The sequence below is a fragment of the Parashewanella hymeniacidonis genome (assembly GCF_016900895.1).
Classification (GTDB): Bacteria; Pseudomonadota; Gammaproteobacteria; order Enterobacterales; family Shewanellaceae; genus Parashewanella; species Parashewanella hymeniacidonis.
Genome location: NZ_JAFEUN010000083.1, coordinates 1 through 21,317 on the forward strand (window position 1 = coordinate 1; position 21,317 = coordinate 21,317).

Below are 21,317 nucleotides of genomic sequence, written 5' to 3' on the forward strand. Positions count from 1 at the left end.
CCTTCTGGAAACGCTCACTAAAAACAAATTTGCTTTTGATATTTATCACCAGAGTTGGACTTCCTGCTCTGGCGAGCTCGCTTGTATTTGTGACTTTAGATCATATAGATCTGATCAGTCCCTGAGAAACCATAGATTTTAGACACAAAAAAACCGACATGAAAGTCGGCTTATGTCTCAAAAAGAGAAAATCAAAAAATGGTACCGAAGGACGGACTTGAACCGTCACTCCCGAAGGAAACGGATTTTGAATCCGTCGTGTCTACCAATTCCACCACTCCGGCATCTTTGATTAGTTTGCTGTGCTGGTTGAGCCTCAACAATGGAACGGAATTATACTCAGCCTTTTGCTAATGGCAAGTGGTTTCATTGCTGTTTTGTGAAAAATGAGTTTAAGCGGCCGAAAATCCGTCATTTTATGGGTTTTCATAAATGAAAGCAGCTCAGTATCTTATGGGATCTTCTAAATTGAATTGACCATTGTCAAGTTCACTATTCATTCGTTGTATTTGTTTTAATTTGCTGATTGTAATGGTAAAAGTTGTGCGACATAGTGTCGCACTTTGTCGCATTTGTATTGTGATGAAGACAGGGTAGGCGCAAAATTTAGCTACAAATATTTAGGGAGTTTGTAACATGCGTCTGAACGTTTTAAGTGGTTTGTTGATTTCAATGTATGCAGTCAGTGGCGCCTCTTGGGCTGATGCTGATCCAATCGAAGTAATTGTTGTTAAAGGTCAAGTTGCTAAACAAACACGAGTGGACTCTGATTCTGTAGCTACCCCAAATTATGCGGTTCCAACGAGTGATTTGGCCGATCTTCTTAAGTCGATTCCAGGGGCAAATGTTAATGCTAATGGTCCAGTCAGTAAAATTGCTCAATATCGTGGTTTATACGGAGACAAAATAGCTACCAGTGTTGACGGACTCTCGCTGGCAGGCGCAGGTCCCAATGCGATGGATGCTCCGCTGAGTTATGGTAGCCAGTTAACCACTGAATCCATTGAGATGACTCGTGGTATTGCCCCAGTGAGTAGTGGCATTGATACGATTGGTGGCAGCTTAAAAGTAAATACTATTGGTCCAGAAATTGAACATAACTTTAGCCATCTATTAGGTCAGTATTCTGCGAATGGTAATCAGTCACAACTGGGCGCATTAACCAATATTGGTTGGAAATCACAAGCGCTGTTATTGCACGTTGAGCAGAATAAAGGGAACAGTGAAGTTGAAGATGGTGCTGGCAGAGAAATTGTGCCATCAGTCTATGACAAACAACAATTTGGTATTAAATATTTAAATCAAATCACTCAAAATCATCAAATCACATTAAGTTATCAAGGCGTCAATACTGGAGATTCAGCGAGTCCTGCATTGCCGATGGATATTGACTTTATTGATACAGATAGAGTTAAAGCGGCAGGTGAATCAGAGTTCGATTGGGGGCAAATGAACTGGCATATTGGTTGGCAAAATGCCCGCCATGGTATGAGTAATAGTTTACTGCGTCCTGTAAAGAGCCCAATGATGGCACGTTATAATCGTGCTGACAGTACGGGTATTGATGCTGCCATTGCGTTTGAGTTAGAGCAATGGCAATTTGGTCTTGATTATCAACAAAGTATACATGATTCATTGATTACTAATCCTAACAATCCAATGATGGTTGTCGATAATTTTAAAGATGTTGAAAGCCAAGTGATCAGTGCGTATGGCCAATGGCACGAAGACTTTGGTGCTAATACATTAAAATTAGGTGTTCGAGGTAAGCAATATAATTTTGATGCTGGTGATGTCAGCCACTCAATGGCGATGATGAACCCAAACATCAAATATTTGATGGATAAGTTCAATGCTCAAGATAAAAGCACCAGCCAATTTGGTGTCGATTTGGTTGCTCAGTGGCTTTATAAGCAGAGTGATACGGTAAATTGGCGTGCAAGTGTGGCTCGTAAACAATCTAGCCCAAGCTATCAACAACGTTACCTTTGGGTGCCAATGCAAGCGACAGGTGGGTTAGCGGATGGACGCACTTATATTGGCGATGTGGATTTAGATTTAGAAACGGCTTACCAGACTGATTTTGGTTTCGATTATCTAGGCGACAAACTCACGATTAGCCCGCGTGTATTTTGGCAAAAAATTGATGGTTACGTACAAGGTGTTCCATTGACGGATATGAAAGCCAAGATGGTTGCGAAAATGATGGGTGATGACGACCCGCTCATGTTTGCTAATACAGATGCAAAACTTTATGGAATGGACATGGATGCAAGTTATGACTTACATGAAAACTGGCGTCTCACCATGAATGCGACTTACACTCGAGGTGAGCGAACAGATACAGATGACAACTTATATCGCGTTGCACCGCTAAGTGGTCAAGTAGCCCTTAATTGGCAGCAAAATGCTTGGCGTAGCCAGCTAGTACTTAGAGGTGCGGCGAAACAAGATAAAATTTCGAATATCCAAAAAGAACAAACTTCAGCTGGTTATGGTGTGGTTGATATCTTAACCGCTTATGAAAATGATAATTGGCTTCTGAAAGCTGGTATCAGTAACTTACTCGATAAAGAGTATGCCGATCATCTGGGTGGCATAAACCGAGTGATGGGACAAGAGATAGCGCAAGGTGAGCGTTTACCTGGTTATGGTCGTCAAATTTGGGCATCAGTATTAATTAGCTGGTAATGCATTAACAAAAGCGTTTGTGTTGATGAGGGTTTTAAAGCTCCTCTGTTGTACTTGAGCTGGCATAGCCAGCTCTTTTTTTCTGGTTATCATTAGGGGGTGTTTATCTTTGGTGATTGTTTTTCAGCGTTCAATTTGCGCTCTCTCCTTTTTCGATGATTTTGAACATTCACCGTTCTGTGTTGTGACCAGTTTAGATGGCTAAGCTTCACGGCTCACCTCTGGAAAAGATAAATGCTCAAATAGCACGAAATTTAACCCCAAAAGATACACAGACCCTAAAGCAAGGTACAGCATAAAGCGGGTTGAGACTCTGGTAACTGGGTAGAAGAAGTTAACGATTTTTGTCCTGATGCTTTATGCTCTGAGGCCTGAGGAGGTATTGAATTGTCTGTTACCTTTTCCATTTTTGTGCTACCAGAGTATTCAATATGGTTTTCATCGAATTTAGCTTTGAGACTATCGACTAGACTTAATTGACCTGCAGCTTCAAGTAAGTCAATAGCATAATTCGCACTAGCCGAGATGGGATCACCTATGCACCTTTTTAAGGCGAATTCAAAGACAATAGCCAACTGATCTTTATGATTGGCTCTTAACCAGTGAGATTGGCGAGGCGTTACAAATACACGATCGGGATTCGAAGAAGGGTCGCTACTAGCTACATCATTAGCAACAAGGCTTGTAATGGTTCTCGACTCATTTTGGCCCAAATGGTTAATTATATTTTCCTTAAGTATCTCAAGAATTAATCGCTGTTTTTCGCTCAGAGGTTGATGCTCAATTTGATTTGGAGCAGTAAAAATATAATTTTCATAGTTTTGTAAAAGCTTTGTAAGATGTTCTTTAAGTTGCCAGTTTGAGGTAAATGTTTCAGCTATTTTCTTTAATGACTTTATTGCGATAAATACAGACTTATTTCTTTTTGTTGCCCCTTCAAACCATTTGTTCATGAATTCACTGATTTGCTTCTGGTCACCATCGCCCATATTAATAATTTCTTGTAAGGCTGCTCTGCCTATCATTGTGTCGCCGTAGCTATACGATGCTTGGATTTTACTCATGTCTTCTGTTGTGAGGCAAAATAGCAGGATTTGATAGAGCGTCTGTTTTGCTTGTTGTTCTGTACCTGATTCGGGTGACCCTGCTACTCCAGAAGTTTCATTTACTTCAGGCGTTTTAGCCGGTGTAGCTTTATCTAATGATAGTAACATCGGAGAGGAGTGCGAACGCCCTCGTCTTATTTCTGCTTGTAAAAAACTTCCAGAAAATGCTCTAAATGATGTATCTCCTGTTGATGCCGAAAATGATTTTCCATTTCCAAGTACAAATAAGTTTGGTGCGGCTAGAGAAGGAGAGGAAGTAAAACCTTCCCCAATAAGCGAAGTTAATAATGTAGTTTGGCTTGTTGGTTCCATTGTACACTTCTTGTCAAAGAAATTTTATTTACAAAGTCTACCCGTTGTCAGCACAAGCTAAAATGAATGTAAACAAAGTTTCATCTTTAATCTAATGTGGGTTTCTTCGCCAGCTTTCGTTGTAAGCTCCTTCTATGCATCCCTAGCTGCCTTGCCGTTGCAGAAACATTACCGTTATTAGCTGTCAGTACTTGTTGTATGTGTTCCCACTCGACTCTTTTCGTCGACATAGGTTGTTCTTCTATCAGCGCTTCAAGCTGAGTCGACTCCATATTTAATGCTTGCAGAATGGTTTGAGAATCAGCTGGTTTGGCTAAATAATTATCAGCCCCAAGTCGAATGGCTTCAACGGCTGTAGCGATGCTTGCAAACCCCGTTAGTAGCACTAAGATGCTTTCTGGTATCGTCTGCTTTAATGGCTGAATTAAGCTTAAACCGTTATCTGCGTCAAGTTTCATGTCTAATAGAATGTGAGATGGAGACCACTTTCTAGCCAGTAATAAAGCTTGAGTTTTTTCATGGCAAATTTCTACCTCAAAGCCATGTGAACTGAGGCGTCGTTGTAAAACCTGTGCGAGACTTTTGTCATCTTCAATAATAAGTAATTTATTCATCTGTACTTAATGGATACCTTACTGAAGCAATGCAACCATTTTCAGGATGTTGCTCTAATGTGAGTTGACCACCATTTCTGTCTAGGCTGGCATGTGTTAATGCTAAAGCGACACCAAGACCGCTGGAACTTTTAATAAAACGTTTTCCTAAGTTTGATTTTACCGTATCTGATATACCAAGGCCAAAATCTCGAATGTCGATATATAAATATTGCTCGTCTGTTCTTGATGAAATATCAACTTTTGGTGCTTTAATGCCGGTAATGCTCGCCTTTTGAGCATTATCAATCAGCGTTAAAATCGCTGGAAGCACGCCTTGGTCAACATTAATGGTTTCGTGAGTCATTGTACCGTAGGACCAGTTTGCTTCAACGGCGGGCAAAAGTAGCTGGGTTTTCTGTTGAACATCTCCAATGAAGGTTTTCACTGAAACGGAATGTACTTTTCCATCCCTAATAGCGTCGGTTGCGAGTCTTAATTCTTGCAAGCTATGTTCGCAGCGAGTCAGGCTATTATTCAGTTCTTCAATGGCTTGTTCACTTTGCTCATCTTTGAGCTCTTCTAACCATAATCGCATACTACACAATGGGGTCGCCAGTTGATGAGCCATTTGTGCTGAAGATGCGCCTAATGCGACGATTTGTTCTTGACGTAATTGTGACTCTCTTAACGAGCTCAATTGCTTCTCTCTTTTTCTTAGTTTTTGACTAATTAACGTTAGGCTTACGTTTATGACAAGTGCAGAAAGAATGAAGTTGAGCCACATACCAATATAGTGCGCACCCATATCCATATGCGCCATATGCCCGGTTTCTTCTTTTAAGTACAGCATCAAACTATAAGCTGAACAGTTGATAATATTAATGGCAATTGCATTCCAGCTGGGCAAGGCAATAGAGGCGATTGCAATCGGAATTAACAGCGATGAAATAAAGGCATTTGTTGCTCCTCCGGTGAGCGATAGCCAAATGATCCAAAATGAATTATCGAGTAACAACAATAAAAATAAGCGCTCATTAAACTTATTCGATTTTAGAAAAAAATGGTGACTGGCAGCGAGGTATACCAGCTCGAAGACAAGGAATGGAATTAAGAGTGCCGACGTGATGTCCAAGCCAAAAGTATCTGCTGCAAAAAAGGTAAGAATGATTCTTAAAAGCCAACCTATATATCGAGGGTAGATCAGTTGTTCAACCAGTTTTGACTCTTTCAAAGGTTTCTTTCCTTTAGCGGATATAGGCTTAACTAGAGTAAAGGATATTGCGGCAAATAATAAAGAGATAAATCAAACAATGTATGGTTAATTTTTTTTGAAACTGTTTATGAATAAGACTTAATTTTTTGACAATGTATATTGTCATGAAATTTGGTAATTTTATAGGTAAATAATAGAAATATACCCATGATACCTGAAGATGCTCGATTTCAGCGAGAATGCACAACTTGTTAATCAAGGAGACGGTGTGCGGCAATAGTGAACTATTGTTAGCACTGGCAACGAAGAGTAACAAGCTGTGCAACTCGCACTGCGTGGACTTCTCAGCGCCAATTCTTCTTTGTTACATTAGCTCGAAAGAATCCCGATATTCCTTCGCTAATGCGCGTCAAAGAATTGGCGCTGAAAAAGTCCTGAAACATGCATCTTCAAGTATCATGGGTATAAAACACCTTTTAGGAATTTCTCATATTGTATTTATATTAAAATGAGGTAAGCCATGTTTATGCAAGCTTTTGTTGAAAGGGATAGAGCAAAAGGTTCTCCTTACTTCTATAAAAGTGCTCCTCAAGGACAGCAAGAAATCGACGGAACAAAATTGATTTTGACTCCTTCTGAAATCAGCCCTTCTAACAGTGCTTCAGGTGACTCAGAGCTAGAAGCTTTAGTCCAAAATGCTTTTGTAGTATTGGAAAACGCTCTCGATAGCGCTAGCGGTGGGTTTGCTGATTGCCTAGAACAAGAAATCGAAGAAGTGAAGTCGTTATTATCTGATTCAAATGTGCCATTAGACACCAAGAAAACCGCTCTAAGACAGATAGTTCATATTCCTCATGAGCTTGGGGGAATTGGGGTTAGAGATTGCAATTTACAGCGGGTATTATTTACGTTAAATGCTGCCAAAAATAACCTATCTGAACTTATTCTGTCGATAAATGAGCAAACTTTAGAAGAATGTGTGAATTCTTTTTTGTTGAAAAAGGGAGTAAACGCAAGGGCTAGTGAGGAGCAAAAAGTACTGTTAAAGCAACAAATAGCGCATCAACTTGGCTTGAAAAAAGAAGAAGCCAAGAAATCTCAGAGCTGGTTTGTCAGTACTCAAAGCATATTAAAGCCTTCAGATAATGATGAGTTTCTGCACTATGCACAACTTTATTGCTCCCCATTAAACACTATCCGTCGACTAAATAATGAGTTGCAGAGGATAGTTTCAGAAGATAAAGAGTCAAGTCTTTGTATGAAGGTAACTAAGGCTACTTCTATCAATCATACTGACCCTGAGGGAGTGAAGAGAGAGAAAATAAAAAGGTGGGTTGCTCCATTTTTTGTATGTAGTTCGCACACTCATTGGGAAAGTATTTTTAGCTCAAGTTTCCGAGGGGGCAATGAACATATCGAACAGATGGAACACTTGTTTTTTAAAGTCGTAGGTAATAAAGCTGGAGAACGAAAAGTAACGGTTAAAGACTTAGATAAAGTTGATTTTGAAAGTCTCCATGCTTTCAGAAGCTTTCCAATGGTAATAGAAGCGATCAGAAATACAACAAATCCAGCTCAATTGATGACGTTCCTCAAACGGTGTATCGATTCTGGATATTTATCACATATTGATTCAATTTCTAACTCAGAACTTACGGAAATTATTATTAGTCAATTCAGCATGACTTTGAAAGTAGAAGATTTTGTAGACATTATTTCAATTGTAGGTAGGTTGGATCTCTTGTTTTATGTTTTACGAGCGTTGAGGTATGAGCCTGAATATTCAGAGTGTTTAGTGCTATATCTGCAGCATTTTAAAAAGCATGCTCGGCATTTGACTTCAGAGCAAGTAAAAGCGTTTTTAAAGGATTGTGTAATTCATCAGTTACTAGAAGTTGACGATAACAATCGAGGAAGCGTTCATCGATACATATATGACATAACAAGATCGCCTGAGATTACTGAAAGCCTTAGATCTGACACAAGTTGGATAAACGTTAAGGGTCTAGTGGATATTATGTTATTTACGCTTAAAAACGGAGATGAAAAATTTGCACAAAATCTGTTAGATATTGCATATAAAATTGAACCTGAAAATGAGATGTTACTCGCACATATCATATCTGTTCGAATTGAATTATTGAGTTCTTCAGAGATTCCTAATGAACTGGCTAGGCTTTGTGAAATTGGGATATTGCCGTTCAAAAGTCCAGCGAGTTATAAAGAGTTTCGTGAAAGCCTGAGAATCACTTGGAATGGGATTAAAAAAAGTGAACTTGTTGATTCGGTTTCAAAACAACCTAAAGTTACTGCAGTACTTGCAGGTTGTATGTCGGAAAGAAGGCATTTAGAGCATCGAAATGACGAAGATTTCAACACAAGTATCGCAGATACTTTAGTCAAAATTGGTGAGGTTTCTTTGATACCTCAATGGCACTCAAAGCATGGGAAAAAGTAAGGGCAAGACAATCGCTCAAGCCCCTACTGATTATCAATGATTACAATCCAGCATCCGCTTTCAACGCTTCTGCTTTATCTGTCGCTTCCCAAGGGAATTGGTTACGACCAAAATGACCGTAAGCTGCTGTTTCTTGATAGATTGGGCGCTCAAGATTTAGCATTTCAGTTAAGCCGTATGGGCGTAAGTCGAAGTGTTGGCGAACTAGACCAATTAATACTTCTTCAGAAACTTTACCAGTACCAAAGGTTTCAACACTGATAGAGGTTGGCTCAGCGACACCGATTGCATACGAAACTTGAATTTCACAGCGTTCTGCTAGACCTGCTGCAACAATGTTTTTGGCGACGTAGCGTGCGGCATATGCGGCGCTGCGGTCAACTTTTGATGGATCTTTACCTGAAAACGCACCACCGCCGTGGCGTGCCATACCACCATAAGTATCAACAATAATTTTGCGACCAGTTAGGCCGCAATCGCCCATTGGTCCACCAATAACAAAGCGACCAGTTGGGTTGATGAAATATTTAGTCTCTTGGTTTAACCACTTTGAAGGTAAAACCGGCTTGATGATGGTTTCCATTACCGCTTCAACAAGATCGTCTTGCTTGATATCTTCTGAATGTTGCGTTGACAATACAACCGCATCGATTCCGACAATTTTACCTTGATCATAAGCAAACGTTACTTGGCTTTTTGCATCAGGACGCAACCACGGTAAGGTACCATCTTTACGTACTTCTGATTGGCGCTTAACCAATGCGTGAGAATAAGTGATTGGAGCAGGCATCAGAACATCAGTTTCATTGCTTGCATAACCAAACATTAAGCCTTGGTCACCAGCACCTTGCTCACTAGGATCTTTACGATCAACACCTTGATTAATATCCGGTGATTGTTTACCAATAGTGTTTAGAATAGCGCAAGAATCGGCGTCAAATCCCATTGTTGAGCTGGTGTAACCAATTTCACGAACTGTTTTACGTGTTAGCTCTTCGATATCAACCCAAGCTGAAGTGGTAACTTCACCGCCTACCATGACCATGCCAGTTTTTACGTACGTCTCACACGCTACACGAGCTTTAGGATCTTGCTCTAGAATCGCATCTAGCACAGCGTCTGAAATTTGATCTGCGATTTTATCTGGATGACCTTCTGATACGGACTCAGAAGTAAACAAGTGCTTTGCCATAGTTGGGAAGTCTCTATAAGTGGGTTAACGCAGCTTCAATAGTAAAAATAAATAACCTTACTTTTAACGGAAGCTTTGACATCTAGACGTCTATTCTAGAGTAGATTTAGATTTTTTTCACCATAAATTTTAATTTAATAGAGGATAAGGAGTAATTAAGATCAATTTGACGTTTGAAGTATTAAAAAATATTTAAGGTTAGCCGTAACCCACAGCTCCTTTCCTAACTAGCTCTGGGTCTGTTGGACGGAACCGAGGTGGCAAAGCTTGAAGTACTTTTTCTTTGTCACCGGGAGAGTAGTTGACAAATATCATCTGTACGCCACAACTTTCGTTCTGAATAGTTGGTAAGTCGTCAATAGGTAAAGTCACGGTAGTATGGGGAGGTGCTACAGAATGAAGTTGACCGATTGTAACAATAAGGGCTGGCTTTTCATGTTCTGAAAGCAACTTAAGATATCCATTTAGGGTGGCTTTAGACTCTCCGGATAATAATAAAACGCATTGTTCGGTTTTCACTGAAGTTCCCAATCTCTCCTTTTTAAGTTCAACTTTAATTAAAGGAGTATTAGCGAAACTTACTTTAGGTTTAGGTTTACTAAAAGCTAATATTTTGGGTTTGGATGACGATTGGAATGGCTTCTTTTTATTCGCTTCTTTTAAAGCTGAGGTAAGCAATCCCCTTCCTGCATTTAATTCAACATAAGCTCTGCCTAAGGGCATTAGACAACTATGAAGTGAGTCTGAAAATTCTTGGCTGACAGGTTGATCGAGCTGTAAACAAAATGAAGTATATAACTTAGCTGAACTTAAAAGTTCATGTACCAATTCTTTATGTTCGGGCTTAGTTTCTGTTAGATGTTGAGTTAAATCATCTAAGTTATGAGATGATAGCGGAATTTGATTATCTCGGAGCATTGCGATAGAGCTTATATGCGACTTTAATCTAGAGAGTGCTGCTTGATCTAATATATTCAGACGTTCTATTTCCCTTGTAAGTTCAATAAGTCCTAAAAATATTTCATCAGGCTCTACAAATTCCAAACTGTATGTTTGTCCATTAGGGTATTGAGCTCTTATTAGTTCTATCGCTTTTTTACATGCTGTATTTGTAGATAGTTGTTGTAATTGTGCTATATCGTAATTTTTAAGCTCGCTTTGAGTTTGTTGAACTAATAATATATTTCTTCTCAATCTATCTACAGCAAAAGCACCATCTACTCTCTCTTTATACAGAGGAGTACAACATTCAAGGCCTGATGGAGGTGTTAAATACAACTTATTCCCTGTTTTCGTTTTACCAAGAATATCAGGGTTTGTAGAGTCAAGCTTTGAAACTAGTTGACGTGTAACCCTAACATCTAAGCAATCCTGCTTCCATGCAGCAGAAGCAGACGTGGGAATTTGAGGAGAGGCCATTTTCGTCACTCATGATTTGAAATGATAATAAGGGATAGAGTATGTTTATAAACCTTAACCTTGCCTTAATCAATTGATTATATTCAATGTGCTTATAGTCATGTTTTTAGCTTGATTTCTGGAATTTGATTTAATATTGGTAAACTACAGCGTTACTATATAGCTACGGCACCTTGATGTACTCGATTTCAAGGGAGCCCAACCTGCGTTAAGCAAAATGCAGACTTAGTAGCACCAATTACTCCTTGATGTTTCTGCATGAAACAAATTCGAAATTCCTTCGCTTTCTACATCAAATAATTTGGGCCGAGACTGACCTAAGTCATACATTTTCATATACGATGGAGATATTACCGTGACATAACTCGCAATTATCATTTGCTTCACAACTGCGGTTAAGCGAAAATACGCACCAAATTTCGCCATCTTGATCCTGATGGCCATCAATAACACTCAGCAGGAGAGAGCATGTCTTCCCGTAAAGTACTCGCAAACGCCATTCGCATCTTGAGTATGGATGCAGTTCAAAAAGCAAAATCTGGTCACCCTGGCGCACCACTTGGTATGGCGGATATTGCAGAAGTGCTTTGGAATGATTTCCTAAAACACAATCCAAATAACCCTAACTGGGTAGACAGAGACCGTTTTATTCTTTCCAACGGTCATGGGTCGATGCTTATTTATTCTTTGCTGCATCTTTCTGGCTACGAATTACCAATGTCAGAGCTGGCAAACTTCCGTCAGTTGCATTCAAAAACACCGGGTCACCCAGAATACGGTTACACGCCAGGTGTTGAAACGACAACTGGCCCGTTAGGCGCTGGTATCAGTAACGCTGTCGGTATGGCTATTGCTGAAAAAACGCTTGCTGCACAGTTTAACCGTGATGGTCATGACATTGTTGATCACTACACGTATTGCTTCTTAGGCGATGGCTGCATGATGGAAGGTATTTCACATGAAGCGTGTTCACTGGCGGGTACACTAAAGCTAGGCAAATTGATTGCATTTTGGGATGACAATGGCATTTCAATTGACGGTGAAGTTGAAGGTTGGTTTACCGATAACACGCCGAAGCGTTTTGAATCTTATGGCTGGCATGTAATTGCTGATGTTGATGGTCACAATCCTGAAGCCATCAAAGCGGCAATCGAACAAGCTAAATCAATCACTGATAAGCCAACCATGATTTGTACCAAAACGGTCATTGGTTTTGGTTCACCAAATAAATCAGGCTCTCACGAATGCCATGGCGCACCATTAGGTGACGAAGAAATCGCAGCGGCACGTGAATTCCTAGGTTGGGACAGCAAGCCATTTGATGTGCCAGCTGATGTTTACGCAGGTTGGGATGCTAAAGAAGTAGGTAACACTCGTGAAGTTGAGTGGAACACTAAGTTTGATGCTTATAAAGCTGCTCACCCTGAATTAGCGGCTGAGTTTGAACGTCGTGTGGTTAAAGGTGATTTACCTGCTGACTTCGCTGAAAAAGCACAAGCGTACATTCAAGAGTGCCAACAGAAAGGCGAAGCGATTGCGTCGCGCAAAGCGTCACAAAATGCCATTGGTGCATTTGGTGCGATGATGCCTGAATTGATGGGTGGCTCTGCTGATCTTGCAGGTTCAAACCTAACGCTTTGGTCTGGTTCAAAAGGCATTCAAGAACATGCTGACGGTAACTACATCTTCTACGGTGTACGTGAATTCGGTATGGGCGGCATCATGAACGGCATGTCTTTGCACGGTGGTTTTGTAAACTATGGTGCAACCTTCTTAATGTTTATGGAATACGCACGTAATGCGGTACGTATGTCGGCATTGATGGGCATTCAAAATATTTTTGTATTCACTCATGACTCAATTGGTCAGGGCGAAGACGGCCCAACTCACCAACCAATCGAACAAATCGCTAACCTGCGTATGACGCCAAATATGGCGGTATGGCGCCCGTGTGATGCAACGGAAACCGCAGTGGCGTGGACAGCTGCAATCCAGCGTCAAGATGCGCCAACGTCATTGATCTTTAGTCGTCAAGGCCTAGCTGCACAAGCTCGTAATGCTGAGCAAGTTGCGGATATCGCTAAAGGTGGTTACATCTTGAAAGATAGCGAAGCAACGCCAGAGTTGGTTCTGATTGCGACTGGTTCTGAAGTACAGTTAGCGCTCGACTCTGCGGCTGAATTAACGGCTCAAGGTAAGCAAGTACGTGTAGTTTCTATGCCATCAACGACTGAGTTTGATAAGCAGTCTGCTGAGTACAAGGAACACGTATTGCCTGCGGCAGTCACCAAACGTGTGGCAATCGAAGCGGCACATACCGATTTTTGGTTCAAGTATGTGGGTATGAACGGTGCTATCGTAGGTATGCAAACTTTCGGTGAGTCTGCTCCGGGCGGCGTTTTGTTGAAGCATTTTGGCTTTACTGTTGAAAATGTGGTTGCAAAGGCAAATGCACTTTAAATGAAGCGCTATAGTTTTTGATAAACACATTAAAAACTAAACTTTTGTGACACAAATCTATATAATCGGCCTGCATTCGTATGCAGGCCGATTTTTTATACTTAAAATTGAGCAGTACCAATCATTCGCTTCGTATAAGGTTTGGTATCGATAAAGGAATAACTGATTTGATAATTCGAGTAGCAATCAATGGTTATGGTCGGATAGGCCGCACACTGCTTCGTGCCCTGTATGAATCAGGCAAAAACACCCAGATTCAGGTGGTGGCCATAAATGAATTGGCGAAACCTGAAGCCATGGTACACCTCACTAAATACGACACCACTCATGGCCGTTTTCCCGGCACCGTTGAGCATGACGGCGATATTCTCAAAATTAATAACGATGATATTAAATTGCTGCATGAAGCTGATGCCAGCAAACTGCCGTGGAAAGCGTTAGACATAGATTTAGTTTTTGAAGCCACAGGTGTCCTTAAGACTAGAGATGAATGCGCTGTGCATCTTCAAACAGGTGCAAAACAAGTATTGATAAGTCACCCATCAACGTCTGATGTTGACGCAACAATTGTTTATGGTGTCAATCAGCATACGCTCACTGAAAAAGATACCGTGGTGTCCAATGGTTCATGCACCACTAATTGCACTGTGCCAGTAATTGATCTTTTGGATAAGAATTTTGGCCTGCAAAGTGGTGCCATTACCACCATTCACTCAGCGATGCATGATCAACCAGTGATTGATGCTTATCACGATGACTTACGCCGAACTCGCGCCGCTGGGCAATCAATCATTCCTGTCGATACAAAACTTGCTCGAGGTATCGAGCGGATATTGCCGCATCTTGAAGATAAGTTTGAAGCCATTTCTGTTCGTGTTCCTACCATAAATGTGACCGCAATTGATCTATCGGTCACACTTGAGAAACGAGTCGATATTGAAACCGTTAATAATGTATTAGAATCGGCGGCAACAGGACGTTTTTCTGCCGTGCTGGGCTTTACCCATGAACCACTCGTTTCGTGTGATTTTAATCACGACCCTCGTTCCAGCATTGTTGATGGCACTCAAACTCGAGTGAGTGATGGCCATTTAGTGAAACTATTATTGTGGTGCGACAATGAGTGGGGCTTTGTAAATCGTATGCTCGATACTGCCCTCGCCATGGTTCAGGTAAAACAGTCGGCATAGATAAGGCAATCGTCCCCAACAGAATTATTGATTAAATAGGAAGCAAAAATGGCAATTATTCGTATGTCAGATTTAGATCTCAATGGTAAGCGTGTACTTATCCGTGAAGATCTAAACGTACCCGTTGCAGACGGTAAAGTAACCAGTGATGCGCGTTTACGAGCAGCATTACCAACCATTAAGCTAGCACTTGAAAAAGGTGCAGCAGTTATGGTGATGTCACACTTAGGTCGCCCTACAGAAGGCGAGTTTAATGCTGAGTTCTCACTGCAGCCAGTAGTTAATTATTTGAATGATGCGTTAGAGTGTAATGTTACTTTGGCGTCAGATTATCTCGACGGTGTTAACGCTAAGCAAGGTGAAGTGGTTGTTTTTGAAAACGTACGTTTCAACGTAGGTGAGAAGAAAAACGACGAAGCACTTTCTAAAAAAATGGCAGCATTGTGTGATGTATACGTAATGGATGCATTCGGTACGGCTCACCGTGCTCAAGCATCAACACACGGTGTTGGTTTGCACGCAGCTGTTGCTTGTGCTGGCCCGTTATTAATGGGTGAATTGGACGCACTAGGCAAGGCCTTAGATAACCCAGCACGTCCAATGGTGGCGATTGTGGGTGGTTCTAAGGTATCAACCAAGCTAACCGTACTAGAAAGCCTATCAACGAAAGTTGATCAGCTTGTGGTTGGCGGTGGTATTGCCAATACCTTTATCGCAGCAGCAGGCCATAAAGTGGGTAAATCACTTTTTGAAGCTGACTTAGTAGAAGAAGCAACACGTCTTGTGAATAACGCACAAAGCCGTGGCGGTGACATTCCGGTACCTACTGATGTTGTGGTTGCAGGTGAATTCAGCCCAACCGCTGAAGCCACACTGAAAAATGTTGCGTCTGTGACAGACGAAGATATGATCTTCGATATCGGCCCAGATAGCGCTGAAGCGTTAGCTGAGATTTTAAAGAAAGCGGGTACGATTGTTTGGAATGGCCCTGTGGGTGTATTTGAATTCGACCAATTTGGTGAAGGCACTAAGCGTATCGCTCGGGCGATTGCAGAATCTGATGCCTTCTCAATTGCTGGTGGCGGTGACACACTTGCGGCGGTTGATAAATACAATATCGCAGATAAAGTGTCTTATATCTCAACCGGTGGTGGTGCATTCTTGGAATTCCTTGAAGGTAAAGAATTACCAGCCGTTGCGATGCTGGAATCGCGTGGTGCGTAAGTAACTCTAATGAGTTCAGCCACTCTTGCTTATGCAGGAGTGGCAATAAAAAGAATAACAATGAATCCTCACTCGATTGAGGAACGTGAAGAATTTAAGACATCAAACTTAGCGTGTGTTTCAAGCGACTCTTGAACACTCGATTGCCCTACGAACGGAGCTAAAAATGGCATTAATATCTCTAAGACAGTTATTGGATCACGCAGCAGAGCACAACTATGGTGTACCTGCATTTAACGTGAATAACCTTGAGCAAATGCGTGCAATTATGCAGGCAGCTGAAGCGACAGACAGCCCAGTAATCGTACAAGCATCTGCGGGTGCTCGTAAGTATGCCCGCCCACAATTCTTGAAGTATCTTATGAATGCTGCACTTGAGCAGTATCCAGATATTCCAGTTTGTATTCACCAAGATCACGGAACGGATCCTGATATTTGTCAGCGTTCAATCCAGTTGGGTATGTCTTCAGTTATGATGGACGGCTCATTAATGGCAGATGGAAAAACGCCAGCGTCATACGAATACAATGTCGACGTAACTCGCAAAACGGTTGCGTTTGCTCACGCTTGTGGTGTGTCTGTAGAAGGTGAAATTGGTTGTCTGGGCAGCCTAGAAACAGGTCAAGCTGGCGAAGAAGATGGCGTTGGTGCAGAAGGCATTTTAAGCATGGATCAAATGCTTACAACACCAGAAGAAGCGGCTCGTTTTGTTGCTGACACTCATGTTGATGCATTGGCGATTGCTATTGGTACTAGCCATGGCGCATACAAGTTTGCTAAAAAACCTACTGGTGATGTATTACGTATCGACCGCATCAAAGAAATTCACGCTCGCATTCCAAACACTCACCTTGTTATGCATGGTTCATCTTCAGTACCACAAGAGTGGTTAGAGGTTATCAACCAGTATGGCGGTGAAATGCCTGAAACTTACGGTGTTCCAGTAGAAGAAATCGTAGAAGGTATCAAGCACGGCGTTCGTAAAGTGAATATTGATACTGATTTGCGTTTAGCATCTACTGGTGCGGTACGTAAATTCTTAGCTGAAAACCCAAGCGTATTTGACCCACGTAAATTCTTAACGGCTTCAATGAACGCAATGGCGGACATTTGTACGCAGCGTTATGAAGCGTTTGGTACAGCGGGTATGGCGTCTAAGATCAAGACTAAGTCATTACAAGCAATGTATAAGTCTTACCAATCAGGTGAGTTAGATCCTAAGATCAACAACATGTAATCTGAGTGTTTGCTCGATACTTTTAAGCCCGCTGTTATAGCGGGCTTTTTGCCATTACGCCCCTTCTGCATAATCATCAAGCTTTGGTTTGTCAGCACTGGACTCTCTTACTTTTATATCTAGGGCTGTGATTTTCATTTCACCATTTTGCCATTGATACTGGTAGGGTTTTGGAGTGCATTCTTTCTCTGCTTCAGGTGCAATTTCAATGGCGTGGACACAGAAAGTATTAATGCTTCTATCGGTGGCTGTAGTCAGCACAGTATCAAAGTTTCCTGCGGTCATGAAAGGGTAATGCTGTTTTTCAACTTCACTTATTTGTATAGCTTTGCTATTTGCTTGCTCGCTAACACGCAATAATCTAACGTCCTTGCCTTTGTGGTCCTCGTTAAGAAAGGTTACTAGTCTTTCTTTAACTTGTGGGACACTAAAACTCGTAACAACACGATCTTTTCCCGTGCTGCTCGCAAGAACTGTCGGTTGTGGACTTCCGTTTAATTGTCTGACGAAAGATTGCCTGAGCTGGGTAACAACAGGTTGAGCAAGTCTTGATAAAGCTGAAGTCATAAATGGGAACTGATTGCTTGAAAAATAAGCACAACATAGTGGTGAATAGAATAATTGGCTAAGAATTGTTCAGTGTTAGTTAGTAGCGATTGAAATAAAGAGAGGAGTAACACCAATTACTGTAATTGGTATTGGCACTGGCATTGACAGAATACTGAAGACTATGTAATTTATTTGACATATTATGTCTTTATTTAAATGGATTTATCAATGAACTGGATTTTTGAAACCGTATTTACGTTTCTTCAAACAGATTTAACTTTATCAACAGGTCTTGCCATTATTGGTTTAACGGTCTTAATTCGCCTATTGTTACTACCTATTTCTTTTCCTGCGATAGTTCAAGGCATCAAACAGCGGCAACAGCTAAATAAATTCAAGCCTCAAATTGATAAACTTAAACAACAATATCAGTCAGATCCAAGTTTATTGTCACAGAAGTTGATGCAGTTTTATAAAGACAACAGTATCACGTTTGTAAATAAGACAAATCTTATGAATATGCTTGGCCAAGGGATCACTGGTTTTGGCATGTTCCAATTTTTAAATAGCACGAATCTGATTGGTAAATTTGCTTGGATTTCGGATATCGCTAAATCAGATGTATTACTGAGCGTTGCCGTTGCTTTGCTTACAGGTTTATCTATGTACTTAATGCCTTCAGCCGCTGAATCAGTGAATTATTTAATGTTAATTGTTGTATCTGGGGTTTGCTTGGTGAGTTTATTGAATTTTTCTTCGGTTATTGGACTTTACTGGGGAACATCAACACTGGTGAGCACAATACAGTCCTTTACCGCTAACCTGATTCACTCAAGGAAAATACTGAGTCATGGGTAACGAGATTGATTATAGCCAGTACTCCTTGGAAGAGCTGTTTGACGTAAAAAGGCAGATAGATAGAGAAAGTTACCCTGAACGATATCAAGCGCTTGTAGATGAGATCGAAAAGAGGGAATTACGTCCTGAGTATATTAAAGAAAAGTGTAAACATGATTTTCTTGTTCATCGGGACAAATATGATGATGACGACGATGAATTAGACTTAAGTGAGCTCATCGAGATCCAGCGTAATGTAGGAAAGCATTTATCAAAACACAAATGGTTAGTAGTGTTATTTACGGCCTTGTTCGTAATAGTTAATGTCAGCATTATGAATACGCTAATTTCAAATAACACGACCGTTGCGTTATCTAAAATGCATACATATCAAACCGAAATAGACAGTGCTCAATGTAAAAAAGAACTGGTATATATCGGTGATATTGATACCCAGCGAGCATATGTTGACTTGTTAATAAGCTCATACCCTGATGAACTTATCGCTCTTGATATCACTGCATCAAAGTGCAAAGAAGTGTTGAAAAAGATCCTTCCTAATCGTTCTGTTGAAATTGGTCATGTGGATGGACTTATTCATCAATTAGAACATGAGGGTGATACATTGCTCAGTTACGACTTTTTGAAACCGAGAATTATCAACTATAAGACACGAGAAAATAGTCATTATATTTTTTGGTTGATTGGTGTTTGGGTACTCATCGCTCCGTGTTTATTTTTTTGTTATTTTCGAGAAGATAATTAGGGCATGTTGCTCTTTCATTCCAAATTGAAAGAATGATTGCATCTGAGTCTCTGCTCTATATCATACTGATTTAATTTATTTCATTGGACATAAAATCTACAATAATGAATACACGTCGCCTACAAGCCCGATTCTATAAAATCCGATCTAACAAAGTCTTTGAGTTTTTTGTCGTCAGCATCATTATCTTTTCTGCGTTGATGATTGGGGTGAAAACTTATCAATTACCCGATTATGTTAATCAAACTATGCGTATTTTAGATTTTGGTATTACGTTATTTTTCTTAATTGAAATCAGTGTCAGATTCTTAGGTGAGAAGAAAAAGTCACAGTTTTTTAAATCGGGTTGGAATATCTTTGACACCTTGATTGTTGTGTTGAGCTTAGTGCCAATTGAAAACAGCGAACTCGCAATTGTTGGGCGTTTGATTCGTGTATTCCGTGTGTTGCGTATGGTATCGATGATCCCTGAATTACGGTTACTGTTAAATTCTCTATTAAAAGCACTGCCTCAACTTGCCTATGTCATGTTACTGATGTTCATTATTTTTTATATTTATGCGGCAATAGGTAGTTCAGTATTTGCTGGCATCAATGAAGTGTTATGGGGAAATATCTCCATCAGTATGTTGACGTTATTCCGAGTGATGACCTTTGAAGATTGGACCGATGTCATGTATGAAACCATGGCCGTGTACCCGCTCAGTTGGATTTACTATTTGACCTTTATTTTCCTAACCACCTTTGCATTCTTAAATATGATCATCGGTATTGTGGTGAATGTGCTTGAAGAAGAGCGTCAAAACCTTCGACAAGAAACCAAAAATGCACAAGCTAAAAAAGAAGTATCTATGGAAGATTTGCAGCTGCAAATCCAAGAGTTGAAGCATTTATTAGAAAAAAGATAATGAATTTCTTCAGATATTGTACAGCAGTTGAAAGTTAGTATTGACAAGTTGTGTGTAAAATTTAAGCTGTGCAGTATTTTTAACAATCAAGGTAATCTAATAATATGAATCGCTTAGTTGTCTGTTCGTTTTTATGTGTATTGTCTTCTGCTGCGATGGCTGATGATAATTGGGTTAAAGGAGATGCTACTTTTGGGGGTAACGTTGAGGCAGGTGCAACGTTTACAACGGGTAATACTCAAACGTCTTCATTTAAAGCTAAAGCTGATTTAAAGCATGAGTTAGAAGACTGGGAAAATGAGTACATCATTGAAGGTTTATACACAAAAGATGATGAAGCCGTTACCGCTAAGCGTTATCAATTAGGAGCTCAAGGTAACTATAAGTTTGATGAGAGTAATTACTTATTTGCCAATGGTAATTATGAAGTTGATGAGTTTAGAGGTTTTGATTATCAAATCGCCACTGCAGCTGGTTATGGTCATAAGTTTTTTGATGATGGCGGTGATATGTTAAGAGCTGAAATCGGTCCTGGTTACATCTATCAAAGACTAACGCCAGATCAGCGAGGTGAAAGTAATGAGAATTCTAATGCTACCTTGGTCGCTCATACTGTCATTGAATACACTAAGAGAATCAGTGACTCGTCGACGTTTAACTCTAAACTGGTATCAGATTTTGGAAACCAAATCATCTCAAGGTTAGACACCTCGATCACGGCGAAAGTCGTTGATTCTTTAGCGATGAAATTTGGTGTGACCGTACGCTATAACAGCGAACCGCTCGATAACATTAAAAGCACTGATACAGAAACGACACTGACGCTTCTCTACTCATTCTAGCCTAACTTTATCTACTACACTTAGGCCGATAGGTGTGTTTATATAAGCACACCTCCCTACTGTTTTAAGAGGTTGGCTTGTGAAGCAAGTGCAGTTGATAAAGCTCGATAATCTGAATCTTGGAATCAACCAAGTACTGTCATTATCAGAACATAAAGAGCTCGAACTCTTCTTTTTTCTACCTAAAGAAATGCGGGGACTGATCAGATCTATATGATCTAAAGTCACAAATACAAGCGAGCTCGCCAGAGCAGGAAGTCCAACTCTGGTGATAAATATCAAAAGCAAATTTGTTTTTAGTGAGCGTTTCCAGAAGG

16 protein-coding genes and 1 tRNA gene are annotated in these 21,317 nt (G+C 40.5%); 10 read left to right on the forward strand and 7 right to left on the reverse strand.

What is annotated here, in order from left to right; all coding sequences use genetic code 11:
- Positions 1–199: 199 nt before the first annotated feature.
- A tRNA-Leu gene (locus JQC92_RS15535) sits at positions 200–284 on the reverse strand.
- Positions 285–636: 352 nt separating this feature from the next.
- Between JQC92_RS15535 and JQC92_RS15540 the strand changes: the two genes are divergently transcribed.
- Positions 637–2,691 (forward strand): TonB-dependent receptor, encoded by a 2,055-nt coding sequence (locus tag JQC92_RS15540; protein WP_205000495.1) that lies wholly within the window; start codon positions 637–639, stop codon positions 2,689–2,691.
- Positions 2,692–2,969: 278 nt separating this feature from the next.
- Here JQC92_RS15540 and JQC92_RS15545 read toward each other — a convergent pair whose 3' ends face one another.
- The 3 genes from JQC92_RS15545 to JQC92_RS15555 form a co-directional block, all read right to left on the reverse strand.
- The gene (locus tag JQC92_RS15545; protein WP_205000496.1) at positions 2,970–4,109 is read right to left on the reverse strand and encodes a hypothetical protein; all 1,140 of its coding nucleotides are present in this window, start codon (positions 4,107–4,109) and stop codon (positions 2,970–2,972) included.
- Positions 4,110–4,195: 86 nt separating this feature from the next.
- Entirely contained in the window at positions 4,196–4,723 is a 528-nt protein-coding gene (locus JQC92_RS15550) for a response regulator transcription factor (RefSeq protein WP_205000497.1), read from the reverse strand.
- Complete coding sequence (locus JQC92_RS15555) at positions 4,716–5,936, reverse strand: sensor histidine kinase (RefSeq protein ID WP_205000498.1); 1,221 nt, start codon at positions 5,934–5,936, stop codon at positions 4,716–4,718. The genes JQC92_RS15550 and JQC92_RS15555 overlap by 8 nt, the downstream gene beginning before the upstream one ends.
- A gap of 502 nt (positions 5,937–6,438) precedes the next feature.
- Here JQC92_RS15555 and JQC92_RS15560 point away from each other — a divergent pair.
- Positions 6,439–8,376 (forward strand): hypothetical protein, encoded by a 1,938-nt coding sequence (locus tag JQC92_RS15560; protein WP_205000499.1) that lies wholly within the window; start codon positions 6,439–6,441, stop codon positions 8,374–8,376.
- Positions 8,377–8,416: 40 nt separating this feature from the next.
- Here the strand turns inward: JQC92_RS15560 and metK are convergent, their stop codons facing one another.
- Positions 8,417–9,568, reverse strand: coding sequence for a methionine adenosyltransferase (gene metK, locus JQC92_RS15565; RefSeq protein WP_205000500.1), 1,152 nt, complete (start codon positions 9,566–9,568; stop codon positions 8,417–8,419).
- A gap of 198 nt (positions 9,569–9,766) precedes the next feature.
- Positions 9,767–10,987, reverse strand: coding sequence for a hypothetical protein (locus JQC92_RS15570; protein WP_205000501.1), 1,221 nt, complete (start codon positions 10,985–10,987; stop codon positions 9,767–9,769).
- A 468-nt stretch (positions 10,988–11,455) separates the two neighbouring features.
- On the opposite strand from JQC92_RS15570, the gene tkt reads away from it, so the two are divergent.
- The 4 genes from tkt (at position 11,456) to fba (ending at position 17,098) form a co-directional block, all read left to right on the forward strand.
- Positions 11,456–13,447 (forward strand): transketolase, encoded by a 1,992-nt coding sequence (tkt, locus tag JQC92_RS15575; protein WP_205000502.1) that lies wholly within the window; start codon positions 11,456–11,458, stop codon positions 13,445–13,447.
- A gap of 170 nt (positions 13,448–13,617) precedes the next feature.
- Positions 13,618–14,637, forward strand: coding sequence for an erythrose-4-phosphate dehydrogenase (gene epd, locus JQC92_RS15580; RefSeq protein ID WP_205000510.1), 1,020 nt, complete (start codon positions 13,618–13,620; stop codon positions 14,635–14,637).
- A 48-nt stretch (positions 14,638–14,685) separates the two neighbouring features.
- Positions 14,686–15,861 carry a phosphoglycerate kinase gene (locus JQC92_RS15585; protein ID WP_205000503.1) on the forward strand — a complete coding sequence of 392 codons (1,176 nt, stop codon included), beginning with the start codon at positions 14,686–14,688 and terminating at the stop codon, positions 15,859–15,861.
- A gap of 166 nt (positions 15,862–16,027) precedes the next feature.
- Positions 16,028–17,098 (forward strand): class II fructose-bisphosphate aldolase, encoded by a 1,071-nt coding sequence (fba, locus tag JQC92_RS15590; RefSeq protein ID WP_205000504.1) that lies wholly within the window; start codon positions 16,028–16,030, stop codon positions 17,096–17,098.
- Between the two features lie 54 nt (positions 17,099–17,152).
- Here fba and JQC92_RS15595 read toward each other — a convergent pair whose 3' ends face one another.
- Positions 17,153–17,665 carry a hypothetical protein gene (locus tag JQC92_RS15595; RefSeq protein WP_205000505.1) on the reverse strand — a complete coding sequence of 171 codons (513 nt, stop codon included), beginning with the start codon at positions 17,663–17,665 and terminating at the stop codon, positions 17,153–17,155.
- Between the two features lie 210 nt (positions 17,666–17,875).
- Here JQC92_RS15595 and JQC92_RS15600 point away from each other — a divergent pair, with 210 nt between their 5' ends.
- The 4 genes from JQC92_RS15600 (at position 17,876) to JQC92_RS15615 (ending at position 21,000) form a co-directional block, all read left to right on the forward strand.
- Positions 17,876–18,505: a YidC/Oxa1 family membrane protein insertase gene (locus tag JQC92_RS15600; RefSeq protein WP_205000506.1), complete on the forward strand. Its 630-nt coding sequence runs from the start codon at positions 17,876–17,878 to the stop codon at positions 18,503–18,505.
- Positions 18,498–19,250, forward strand: coding sequence for a hypothetical protein (locus tag JQC92_RS15605; protein WP_205000507.1), 753 nt, complete (start codon positions 18,498–18,500; stop codon positions 19,248–19,250). The genes JQC92_RS15600 and JQC92_RS15605 overlap by 8 nt, the downstream gene beginning before the upstream one ends.
- A 104-nt stretch (positions 19,251–19,354) precedes the next feature.
- A complete protein-coding gene (locus JQC92_RS15610) occupies positions 19,355–20,158 on the forward strand; it encodes an ion transporter (RefSeq protein ID WP_205000508.1) in 804 nt (267 codons plus the stop codon).
- Between the two features lie 104 nt (positions 20,159–20,262).
- Positions 20,263–21,000 (forward strand): DUF481 domain-containing protein, encoded by a 738-nt coding sequence (locus JQC92_RS15615; RefSeq protein ID WP_205000509.1) that lies wholly within the window; start codon positions 20,263–20,265, stop codon positions 20,998–21,000.
- The last annotated feature ends 317 nt before the right edge of the window (positions 21,001–21,317 follow it).